This window comes from Shewanella sp. SM68, from assembly GCF_025653925.1.
GTDB classification, from domain to species: Bacteria; Pseudomonadota; Gammaproteobacteria; order Enterobacterales; family Shewanellaceae; genus Shewanella; species Shewanella oncorhynchi.
Genome location: NZ_JAKKRU010000001.1, coordinates 461,495 through 474,095 on the forward strand (window position 1 = coordinate 461,495; position 12,601 = coordinate 474,095).

Genomic DNA, 12,601 nt, shown 5'->3' on the forward strand with positions numbered 1-12,601 from the left:
CACTGGTCTGAATTTTTGGGTTCCAGTAAAGTCCTCCACCATATTTAAAGTGCTCCTTTACTGCACTCAGTGTTTCTGTATGAGACTCAAATATCGTGAACCTAGAGCCTAACTTTGTATAGTGCGCATGCGCGTTTACCTCATTAGACCAGTAAAAGCGCGCATGGTTAACTAACTGTAATAAAAGGAACTTATCAGCTTTTGTTTAGATATACCATCAGGAAAAACGCGCATGCGCGTTTTCCAAACCTATTATCTCAAGCTGTCAAAAAATAAGTTGTTGATAATAAATGCTATATACATCGAAAAGACCGAACACCCACAGATTTTTTGCTTTTAGCGCTGCACAGACAACACTAAAAAATCAAAGTAAAAACCGTTAAATGTAATCTCTAATCTTTCAAATCAACAGACTACGCAAATGCTAAAAGGTGCGCCATGGTGATTGGCGAGACGACCGTCCGCCCCATGGATGGGGCGGTCGAGCATCCACGGATGGACTAGCTGCGAGTCGCCGAGTAAATGCCATGGCAAACCGATCTATGTGGATCAAATGAGCTTATTATCAATAAGGAATAAATTCACTTTAAAATGCTTGCAATCCATGACGGAATATTGCGATCTGTGTTCTTTTTAGCCTTTGCCTCGTCACTCTCCTTCTATTTGATAGAAAAAGCTGAGCCGAGTTTAGAGTAATAAGACTCACAAATTATCGTTGGGTAGCATTCGATAGAAAGGTGTTGAAGAGTCACGTGACTAATTTTAGATAAAAGCTTTCTTAGCAGAAAAGAGTACGGATAGCGCACTAATGCTATGGAGATTTAAGCGAATTATCGGCTAATAATAGATATCAAAAACCAATAATGACTATTGATCTACAACTACGCTATGCCGCAACCACGTGGCGCTGCGCACGTAGGGGGTGTAAGCGATTATGCATCACTTTGATGGTTTCAAACTGCACCATAGTTTTAGCACCGGATAAAACACATTCGGGCGATAATAACATCACTAAGGCCGATTGCAGGGTGTTTTCAACCACAAGCACGAGTGCCCTTTGCTTTTGGCATTTAAGTTCAAAGACTTTACCTACATCGCTATAAACACAGACATCACTGGTATCAAAAAACCATGATTTAGGCATTTGCGGTGTCAGCATAAAATGGGCTGCGGTGGCATTGAGCGCAATTTGAACAATAGCGGCATCGGACAAAGACAGGGTTTTAGGCAATCTATCGAGTAAGTTCATATAGAATTTGGCGTGCGCAATATTAAATTCCATGCTTGATAAGGCATCTGGAATGAGTAATTTTGCTTTATAAGACGTCAGAAATTCTATCTCGGAACCTAACGATACGCCTAATACACCATACGAATCGTTATATTTCCATTGCCAATCTTTTTGCGGCATTAATAACATAACGGTGACCCAATATTTGAACACTGGGACATAATAGTAGATATTTTATCCAATATCAAAATAAAAATAATAAAATACAAATTATTTAACAGTTACTTAGTCGTTCTATTGTAAGATCTTAACAGCGATCTAAGGATCATTTTAGATCGCTGTTAAAGAATAAGATCTTATTTTAGATCGTTATATTGATCTTAAGATCATTATTTCAAGCGGTATGCATTCACTATTTCTTTAATTAACTTCGGACCTTGATAAATAAAACCTGAATAAATCTGAACCATAGTGGCGCCCGCATCAAATTTGGCTAAGGCATCTTCTGCGCTATTAATACCGCCCACACCGATGATCGGGATCTGCCCTTTCAAACAAATCGCCAATTGCTTAATCACTTTAGTAGACAGCTCAGTTAAGGGTTTGCCACTTAACCCGCCGCTTTCATTGGCGTTGGCAAGACCGCTAACACCATCACGTGTTAAAGTAGTATTGGTCGCAATTGCGCCATCAAATTTGTTTTTAATCAAAGCTTGCGCGATATTTTCAATTTCTTCGATGGTTAAATCTGGAGCAATTTTAAGCGCGATGGGCACGTATTTTTTATGCTTTTCGGCCAGCTCAAGTTGCTTGGTTTTAATTGCGCTCAATAATTCATCTAATAGATCGCCATATTGTAGCGATCGTAATCCTGGGGTATTGGGTGATGAAATATTCACCGCAATATAAGCCGCATGGAGATAAACTTTATCCATGCAGATCAAATAATCGTCTTTACCTTGTTCTACTGGCGTGTCTTTATTTTTGCCAATATTGACGCCAACCATGATATTGGTCTTTTTAGCGATCAAATTTTTGACCAGATTATCGACACCCTTATTATTAAACCCCATGCGATTAATGATGCCTTTGGCAGGCTTTAATCTAAATAGACGGGGTAAATCGTTACCAGGCTGTGGTCTTGGGGTAACTGTACCCACTTCAATATGACCAAATCCCATCGCATGAAAGGCATCAATCGATTCGCCGTCCTTGTCCATACCGGCAGCAAGTCCCACTGGGTTAGGAAAGGTCAACCCCATAAAGCTGACAGGAGCGGGTGCAATCGTTTGTCCATATAGACACGTTAACGGGCTATTGGCGGTCATTTTTAAACTGCCTATAGCAAGATGGTGAGCTCGCTCAGGATCCATCTGAAACATGACTTTCTGTGCGATTTTATAAAACATGTACTTTCCTCGACCTAAAAAAAGCCCCGGCGATCGCCAGGGCTTCTGATTGTTATAATAAGTTTACTTTTGGCCTTCGCAATGAAGGATCAGAAGGTTAAGTTCACGTAGGGCGACGGAGAACTTAGCAAACTCATGGATTTGCGACGTTTTAAAGTCAGCTAGCATATGGAACCATCTTTCCAATAAGCCTTGATTTATCTCAATCCACTGAGAAATCACACTTTCGGCATCACAGGTTGCACTGCAAGTTCTTAAGACCACTGAACTCAATGCACGTTGTTGCCAATCTAACTCTTCCCTAAAGGCGGCACGAGCCAGTGCTTGCCAATGGTTCGCTACAGGTTGAGCGCTGATCTGTTCTAAGAACCAGTGCAGCTCAACGCGGGCGCCGAGTTTGAAGTAAGTTTCAGCCACTAATGCCACTGTCTTATCTTCTGTTTGCGCAATTTGGGCAATGTCTAAGGCAGAGAACAAGGTGCTCATGTTAGCCACAATGGTTGCCACAGCTTGTGGTACGTTTTCTTTGACCAAGGCATTGATCTCAGATTGGATACCTTTAGCTTCTTCTTCGACCAGATATAAATGAACATTATCTTTAATTTGTTCAAATACCGGTTTGAAGAAAGCAACGGTTTGTTCGATGCTCCAAGAGCGGTTACGGTGACGGAGGAACCAGCGGCTAGCACGACGCATATTGCGTCGTAACTGATGCAGCATTTCACCTTGAACCACAGCCGGAACTATGCCGTTTAAGTCAGTGATCGATTTAGTTAATTCAGCTAAACCAAATACTTCGCGGGCCATAGTGTAGCAAATTGCCGCGTCGGCAACTGAGGCACCAGTCTCATCTTGCATACGTTGAACAAAATTCAAGCCCATGTCGTTGACGAGTTCATTGGCGAGTGAGGTCGCAATGATTTCGCCACGCAGTGGATGGGTTGCCATTTTGTCGCTGTATTTTTCCTGAAGTTTTTTCGGGAAATACGCGATAAGCAGTTGGCTTAACAGAGTATCTTCAGTGATTTCTGGCGTCACTAATTGCTCTTTCAGTACCATTTTCGCATAAGCAACCAATACTGATAGCTCTGGGCGCGTTAATGCACGACCACTGGCTAAACGTTCAGCTAGCTCATCGTCAGACGGTAAGAACTCTAACGCTCTGTCTAACTTGCCTTCTTTTTCCAGGTACTGGATAAAGCGGATCTGCTCTTTTAACTGCTCAGCACCGCGCACTTGAGTCACAGAGATAGTACGAGTTTGATCTTTACAGTCTTGTAGTACGATTTGGCCGACTTCTTCAGTCATTTCTTCCAGTAAACGGTTACGCTGCTTAAGCGTCAGTTCACCTTCAGTCACCATAGCGTTCAGCAAAATCTTGATGTTCACTTCGTTGTCTGAACAGTCCACACCACCAACGTTATCCACGAAGTCAGTGTTGATGCGACCGCCATTAGACGCATATTCAATACGACCTAACTGAGTACAACCTAAGTTACCGCCCTCGCCGACTATCTTAGCGCGCAGTTCGCCACCGTTGACACGTAGAGCATCGTTGGCACGATCGCCGACTTCAGCGTGGGTTTCACGTGAAGATTTCACATACGTACCGATACCGCCGTTCCAGATCAAATCCACTGGCATTTTCAACAGTTCTTTCATCAGCTCAGTTGGGGTCATAGAGGTTTTCTCTGTGGCCAACATTTGCTTCATCTCTGCCGATAATGGAATTGATTTAGATGAACGGAGGAAAATACCGCCACCTTTAGAAATCAACTTGCTGCTGTAGTCTTCCCAGCTTGAACGTGGCAGAGCGAATAAACGCGCCCGTTCATCATAACTTAATGCCGTATCCGGATTTGGATCGATAAAGATATGCATGTGGTTAAAGGCTGCAACCAGTTTAGTGTGCTTAGACAACAACATACCGTTACCGAATACGTCGCCCGCCATGTCACCTATACCTAAACAGGTAAAGTCTGTAGTTTGGCAATCAATACCGACTTCGCGGAAATGACGCTTAACCGATTCCCAGCCGCCTTTGGCCGTGATACCCATTTTCTTATGGTCATAACCGTTGCTGCCACCCGATGCGAATGCATCACCGAGCCAGAAGCGGTATTCGAGGGAAATCGAGTTCGCGATATCAGAGAAAGTCGCTGTGCCTTTATCGGCTGCTACCACTAAATAGGGGTCATCTTCATCGTGACGAACCACATCCAATGGATGGACGATTTCACCGTTCAAAATGTTATCGGTAATATCGAGCAATGCACGGATAAAGATGCGGTAACATTCTTGACCTTCGGTGAAGAAAGCTTCACGGCCGCCTTCAGTTGGCAATTGTTTACAAACAAAGCCACCTTTAGCACCCACAGGCACAATCACAGTGTTTTTCACTTGCTGTGCTTTTACCAAACCTAATACTTCGGTACGGAAATCTTCACGGCGATCTGACCAACGCAGACCACCACGAGCCACTTTACCGTAACGTAAATGCACACCTTCAACCCGTGGCGAATAAACGAATATTTCGAATTTCGGCAGTGGACGTGGCATTTCAGGGATCAGTGAAGGCATGAATTTAAACGAGATATAACTCTTAGATTCGCCTTTGGCATCCAGTTGGTAGAAGTTGGTACGCAGAGTGGCGTTAATCAAGTCTAAATAACGACGAATAATACGGTCATCATCTAAGCTAGACACTTCGTCTAAACGTAAATTGATCTGCTCCAAAAACTTGCCCAGAGTACGGGTTTTCAGTTTAGGGTTAAATTTACGGATGAACATCTTCACCAACAAATCAGCGATTTGTGGGTAACGACCGAAGGTTTCTTCAATATATGACTGACTGAAAGTTGCATCGATTTGACGCATGTATTTCGCATACGCGCGCAATACAGAGACTTCACGGCCGGTTAAACCAGATGCCAGAATAATGCGGTTGAAGCCGTCATCTTCTAACTTCTTTTGCCACACTTGTGACAGTGCAGTTTGGAATCTGTCTTGGCTATCAGCGATGTTATCTGTGTTGACGACTTTAACTGTCATCAAGAAGTCTAAGATCCAGAAGGTAGAACCGTCTGAAGTCGTGACTTCATATGGACGCTCGTTGATCACGCGCAGACCAAAGTTTTCGAGCATTGGCAGCACGTCAGAAAGATGAATAGGCTCATCTTTGTGGAATAGCTTTAAACGCACTTTGTTGTCGTTCAGCGCCGCTTCCTGCGGTTGATAGAACAACATGCCGAGCTTGTGTTCATCATCCAGTGCTTCGAGCTGTTGCATGTCGACGACGGCAGAACTTGGCAATACGTCTTCTTTATAGCTTTGCTCAAACGCATTGAAATAACGCTTAGTCAGATGAGTGCCAGCTTCTTCGCCGAGTGCACTGTTAAGCGCAGTGCTTAACTTATCTTCCCACGAACGTGCCGCTTCTATTAAGTTGTTCTCTATGGCAGCCACATCTACATCCATATTATTGTTATCAACTTTGACTATGTAGTGAGTGCGGGCTAGCGTCGACTCGGAAAAATAAGTCGTAAACTCTACATCTTCTTTGCTGTTAAAGTGCTGGGCCAGAATACGTTGAGTATCTTGGCGGAGTTTAGTGTTGTAACGATCCTTAGAAACGTACACTAAACAGGATAAGAAACGGCCAAAGCCATCTTTGCGTACAAAGAGTTTCAGCTTGTCTCTGTCTTGCATTTCTAACACGCCATGGGCCATGTGCGATAAATCATCAACATTGGCTTGAATTAGCTCGTCACGAGGTAAATTCTCAAGGATGTTTAGCAGGGCTTTATAGTCGTGTGAACGTGGGGTCAAGCCTGAACGATCTAACACACGCTGCACTTTTTCATTCAGCAGTGGGATTTCACGTGGGCTACGGTTATACAGGTTTGACGCATATAAACCGATAAATCTATCTTCGCCAATCACATTGCCTTTCTTATCGAAACGCTTAATACCAATATAATCGACATAAGCTGGGCGATGCACGCGGCTCTTAGCACTGCTCTTAGTGAGGATCAGTAAGCTGTGGTCTAAGGCTTCTTTGCGGGCACTATCGGAGAAGCTAGATAACAACAAACCTTGCTCAGGTTGCGCTTTAGTGTGCTTGTTCATCAAACCTAAACTAGAGGCGATATTAGGCACTAACTCAACGTCACCTTCGACACGTTTCAAATCGTATTGACGGTAACCTAATAGCGTAAAGTGATGATTATTCAAGTAAGTCAGGAAGTTAATCGCTTCTTCTAACTCTTGCTTATCGCCCGGGAACGGACGTTTTGGCAATTCCTTGATCATCTCAGCCAACTTGGCAGACATGGCTTCCCAGTCGTTGACTGATGAAGCGACATCGGCAAGCACAGACTGAATTTCGCGCTCTAATGCTTTGATATCAACCGTGCTGCTTTGACGGTCAATTTCAATCAAAAATACAGCGACATGCTCAGTGCTTTCAGGGCTCTGATTAAGATAAGTGACATTCGTCACACCACTTTCTGAACGCTCAATCGCCAGTGGAGTGTGCAACATCATGTGAGCAGTAATACCCATTCGCTTCAATGCCATACCAACTGAATCGACCAAGAATGGCATGTCAGGTTGGATAACTTCAATGATCGAGTGAGTAGATTGCCAGCCGTGTTTGGCTTGGCTAGGATTGAACACTCTCAGATGAGTGTTACCTTTTGGTGTTTTGTTCAGGGCGTTCCATAAACTGAGAACCGCACCGTATAAATCACTGTCATTACGCGCATTGAGATCGTCTTTCGACATGTGGGCATAAAGGCAGGTGGCGAACTGTTCAACTTGCTTGGCTTGTGAATTAGGGACTTTAGCGTGAATTAAACTGACTACATTTTCAAGTAGTACTGAAGGCATTGCATCTTTCAAGGCCATGTTGCTGTTTCCTTAAGCGTCTATGGCAGCGCTTTTTTCATTATTTGGATGCTTCGGCTTAACAATCGCAGATAAATTAATGTGATCTAGATCGTCGCGCGAAGTTTATTACTAAAACCGCTGTATTTCGAGGAAAATTTTAGTGGTACATCCTCTTGAAATCCAGTATTGGCGTAAACAAGGAATGACAAATGACCAAACAATCGATAAAGCAGACTAAGTATTCAAAAGTAAATGGGGAGCTTAGCTCCCCATTTGTAGACTCTACTTAGGCTGACGCCAGAAAATGGCGGCCAATGCAGGTAGGATAATTATGGCACCGAGCATATTTACCACAAACATGAATGTTAACAATATTCCCATATCCATTTGGAATTTAAGCGCCGAGAAGAACCAAGTACTGACACCAATCGCTAAAGTCAGGCCCGTAAAGATCACTGCACTGCCCCGTTCGACCAACGCCTCATAGTAAGCCTGTTGTACTGGCATACCATTTGATAGCTTAGATGACATAGTCGAGAGGATATAAATACCATAGTCCACACCAATACCAACCCCCAGTGCAATGACAGGTAAAGTACTGACAGCTAAGCCAATATCCAGTTGCGTCATCAAGGCTTGTGCCAGTGTCGACACGACATATAACGGAATAATGACCGCCACAGTGGCTTTAAAAGATTTAAAGCTGATTAAGCAGAGTACAAACACAGCACCATAGACGTATATCATCATAGGTAACTGCGCCTCGGCCACCGCTTCGTTAGTCGCTGCCATTACACCCACAGGACCCGACGCCAGTTTAAACTGCAACTTCTCGTTGTCCATTTTCGCGGCGACGGCTTTGACTTTAGCGACCACAGTTTCTATGGTTTCGGCCTTGTGATCTTTCATAAACAGATACACAGGCATGACAGAACAATCGCCATTTAATAAACCTGAAGTCGTCGGAATTTGGCCAATGGCCTGTACTAAGCTCGCCGTTGTACGCGGCAACACTTCCCATCTTGGATTACCTTCGTTGAAGCCTGCATTCACTTTTTTAGCGACAGACGCCAGACTTACAGTCGACTCCACCCCAGGGGTATTTCGCACTAACCACTCAAACTGATCAATTTGAGTGAGCACATCGTGGTAAGTACAGGCTTCAGGTGCTGCCTCAACAATCACAGTCATCACATCTGTGGTGATAGAGAAATGATCTGTGATGAAGAAGGTATCGAGGTTATAACGCGAATCTTGATGTAACGCTGGCGCGCCGCCCTGTAGATCACCAATCTTCATCTGATTGGCTTGTTGCAAACCCACAAAATACAACACCACAGTGGCAATAATGACTACCACAGCATATTTAGGCGTTGCAAAACGCGCCATGAAGCGCCAAATAGCCTCAGTTCGCACTTCTTCAGCGGTCGGTTCTGCGTGTTTATTGACTTTGATTTCAGTAAAAGAAATCACCAAAGGCAACAGGATAAGGTTAGTGAAAATGATCACGCCCACACCGAGCGAGGCAGAAATCGCCAGCTCGCGAATAATCCCAATATCGATAAATAACAGGGTAATAAAACCAACAGTATCGGACAGTAATGCCACACCACCCGGCACTAATAAACTACGAAATGCCGACGCCGAAGCCGCTTTTGTCGTTTGCCCGTCAAGCACTCGGCGCCGTACAGCATTGATGATCTGCACCCCGTGGCTCACACCGATGGCGAAGACTAAAAACGGTACCAGAATCGACATAGGATCGAGACCGAAACCTATCACAGTCAATAAACCAAGCTGCCAGACCACAGCCGTTAAACTGCAGACCAGTGGCAGCATGGTCAAGATGATGGATTTAGAAAAGAGGTAAACCATGATGGCGGTGACCAAAATCGCGATCACGAAGAACAGCAATACCCCCTTAGCACCATCAGCCACATCCCCCGCCATTTTGGCGAAACCTATGATGTGAATTTTAACCTTATCGGTTTCGAACTTGCCCCTAAGCTCTTTTTCTAATTGTGCAGCAAAAGCAATAGTATCAAGCGGTTTACCCGTCTGTGGATCAAAATCCATTAATTGAGCCGACACCATAGCCGCACTGTAATCGTTAGCAATTAATCGGCCGACAATCCCTGCTTTTTCAATATTATCGCGAACCGTTTCTAACCCAGACACTGAAGTTGAAAAATCCGCTGGAATAACAGGCCCGCCAGCAAAACCATCCTCAACGACTTCAGTAAAACGAGTGGAAGGCGAAAAAATTGATTTCACCTGCGCACGGTCAACCCCTGGAATAAAAAACAGCTGATCATGCACATTTTTTAAGGTATCAAAATAGTTAGCATTAAAAATATTACCGCTGGTATCCTCAACCGCCACCATGATGCTGTTGGCACCACCAAAATCTTTTTGGTGTTTCAGGTAGGTCTGCATATAACTGTGCTGCAGTGGAATATTTTTGATAAAAGCCGCATCCATTTTGAGTTGACTGGCCTGATAGCCAAAAAACAACGTCAAAAACACAAAAATGCCGACGACCCATGCGCGATTGCGAAACAAAAATGACTCAAATCCGTTGACCAGTTTTTCTAACATCTTCTCGGCCCTGTTATTTATTGTAGTTTTAAAATTTTATGGCTTAAGAATAAACAGCCCTTGGCTGCCGGATAACCACATATTCCCTTGATTATCCTTCGCAATAGACACTAAGTTTTCCCCTTGGCGACGAGTCACGATACTGCTAGTGTCGTCCTCATTTAGCTTGATCACTATCCCCGCATTTCCCACTAAATATAGCGCGTCGTCAGAAACAACCATGGCACCGTTGATTGAGGATTGCACAGGCAGTTCTATTTGATTCCATTGGCTTAAACTCACATCAGCTTTGAATATATGACCGCGAAGGCCCATCACATACACAGCATTTTTCGTTTCTACGGCGTTAAACATAGAACCATCGTAATCAAAATTGGTACGCGTAAATGTTTTACCTTGATCGCCAGAAACAGCGACTAAGCCCAGCTCGCCAACCAATAATAAACGTCCATCGGTTAAGGTTAAAATACGATTAAAGTGCGGCAATAATGAAGCGCGCGCACTCAAATAGGCCGATTGATCGCTGCCTTTTAACTCCGCCAAATAAGCCACATCTTCTTCTGCTAAGAGCTCCTCATGGAACTCCTCGCGCCACTGGGCACCGCCATCGTTGGTGCGATAAAACAAACCGTAAGCACCAATGGCAATACCATTGTTTTCGTCTAAAAACACCACATCGAGGAATGGTTTTTCAATCTCGGGCGAATGCATCTGCTGCTGCCAAGTTTGGCCACCATCCTGAGTCTGTAAAATGGTTGCATCATGACCTACAGCCCAACCGCGTTTTTCATTGAGAAAAAAGACTTTGGTCAGCTGTGAACTCACGGGCGTTGCTACTTGATGCCAACTGCCGTCATACACCAGAGCATGACCACGTTCACCCACAGCCACTAAACCAGCACCTACGTTGGCAATATCTAAAATCAAAGATGAAGCAGCAAGAGGTTGAACTTGAGAAAAAATCGGATCAGAGGGCGTTGCAGATAACGTAGAAGGAAAAAAAGCGCCACCGAAACTTAATACAGCGACACACTGAAGGATGCGAAACGACATACAAACTTCCTTAAACTAATGAGGGGCGCTAAGCGCCCCTTTGTACTTGGCCTATTAACGGATACCCTCACGACGCAATGCATCGGGGGTAAAGTTAGCTTCAGTCAGTTTGGCATCGAAGTTATACATGCCACTTTGGTTGTCTAAGCCCATGGCGAGATAACGACGGGATTGCAAATCATGGAAGACTTCCAAAGTATCCCACTGTGCAGGTACTTCGTAGTAATTCAAGCCATGTGCAACGGCCACACGATACAACTGATCACGGTTGTCGTAGAGATCGGCGATTGACACTTGCCATGAATCTTCATCAAGGTACATATCGCGCACTTTATAAATGTGGCGCATACCGTCTTTCAGCGTCGCCCTCACTTGCCATACGCGGTGTTTTTCCCAACGAACGTACTCAGGATTCACATGACCAGGTTTCAATATTTGGTCATATTTCAGCTTATCCGAATGCAGTTTGTAATCGTTGTACGGGATATAAATTTCTTTTTTGCCAACCAGTTCCCAGTTGTAACGCACTGGAGAGCCGTTAAACATATCGAAATCATCTGTCGTACGCAGACCATCTGACACTGTACCCGGTGTATCAAAAGCCACGTTCGGCGCTTTACGTACTCGACGTTGACCTGTGTTATAGGTCCAAGCTTGGCGGGGAAGCGCCTCTTGATCCATGGTTTCTTTAACCAATAAGGCTGTACCTGCTAAACGTGCAGGCTGAGTCACCACTTGCTTAAAGTAGAACAGCGTATTGCTGGCTTTAAGCTGATCTAAGGTAATTTCTGGACGAGAATATTCGAAACGAATTTCCTCAGCCGTTTCGACTAAGCTATAGCTACCATCGGCTGTCGGTGCAGCTTGGCTACGGGAAGTTTCGATATCGATACCACGAAAACGCAAAATGTGGTTCCAAATTGCTTCTAAACCATTTGCAGGGATCGGGAATGGAATACCAATAGCCGCACCAGAAATACCATTGCCCTGTGCAATCAGTTCAGCACGAGTCGCGTTAACTTTAGTCGCATCGTAAACGAACTGTGGTACAGAGGCGCTACGGCGAGTCTTATACACATTCATCTTGTAGGTATCAGGGTAAAGTTCGAACAACTTCATCTGACCCAGCGTTAAAAAATCTTTATATTGCGCTTTGTTAGCATTGGTAATAGTAAATTCAATCTTATCCTCAGGGAAAGGATCTGGGTGATGCATCCCTTTGGTATAACCCGCCACAGGCTTAGTGATACCACCATCCCACGCAGGAATAGAACCATCAGCATTACCTGCTTTTTCAGCACCTAAAGGGGTAAGTTCATTGCCAAGTTTTGCCGCATCAGCTTCTGATATCTTAGCCATAGCGACTGGCGCTGCGAACGCCAGCATGACTGCACTCGCCAATATCGTCAGTTTCTTCATT

6 protein-coding genes are annotated in these 12,601 nt (G+C 44.3%); all 6 read right to left on the minus strand.

Annotated elements, in window-relative coordinates:
• Positions 1-886: 886 nt before the first annotated feature.
• Positions 887-1,420, minus strand: a complete 534-nt coding sequence (locus tag L5M40_RS01980) for a cell division protein ZapC (RefSeq protein WP_173244574.1) — start codon at positions 1,418-1,420, stop codon at positions 887-889.
• Positions 1,421-1,620: 200 nt separating this feature from the next.
• Complete coding sequence (gene pyrD / locus L5M40_RS01985) at positions 1,621-2,640, minus strand: quinone-dependent dihydroorotate dehydrogenase (RefSeq protein WP_113940562.1); 1,020 nt, start codon at positions 2,638-2,640, stop codon at positions 1,621-1,623.
• 63 nt (positions 2,641-2,703) lie between these two features.
• Positions 2,704-7,548: an NAD-glutamate dehydrogenase gene (locus L5M40_RS01990; RefSeq protein WP_263176742.1), complete on the minus strand. Its 4,845-nt coding sequence runs from the start codon at positions 7,546-7,548 to the stop codon at positions 2,704-2,706.
• 264 nt (positions 7,549-7,812) lie between these two features.
• Positions 7,813-10,128 carry an efflux RND transporter permease subunit gene (locus tag L5M40_RS01995; protein ID WP_113940560.1) on the minus strand — a complete coding sequence of 772 codons (2,316 nt, stop codon included), beginning with the start codon at positions 10,126-10,128 and terminating at the stop codon, positions 7,813-7,815.
• 36 nt (positions 10,129-10,164) lie between these two features.
• Positions 10,165-11,181: a WD40/YVTN/BNR-like repeat-containing protein gene (locus tag L5M40_RS02000; RefSeq protein WP_173496835.1), complete on the minus strand. Its 1,017-nt coding sequence runs from the start codon at positions 11,179-11,181 to the stop codon at positions 10,165-10,167.
• Positions 11,182-11,235: 54 nt separating this feature from the next.
• A complete protein-coding gene (locus L5M40_RS02005; RefSeq protein WP_263256212.1) occupies positions 11,236-12,600 on the minus strand; it encodes a DUF1329 domain-containing protein in 1,365 nt (454 codons plus the stop codon).
• Position 12,601: the final 1 nt, after the last annotated feature.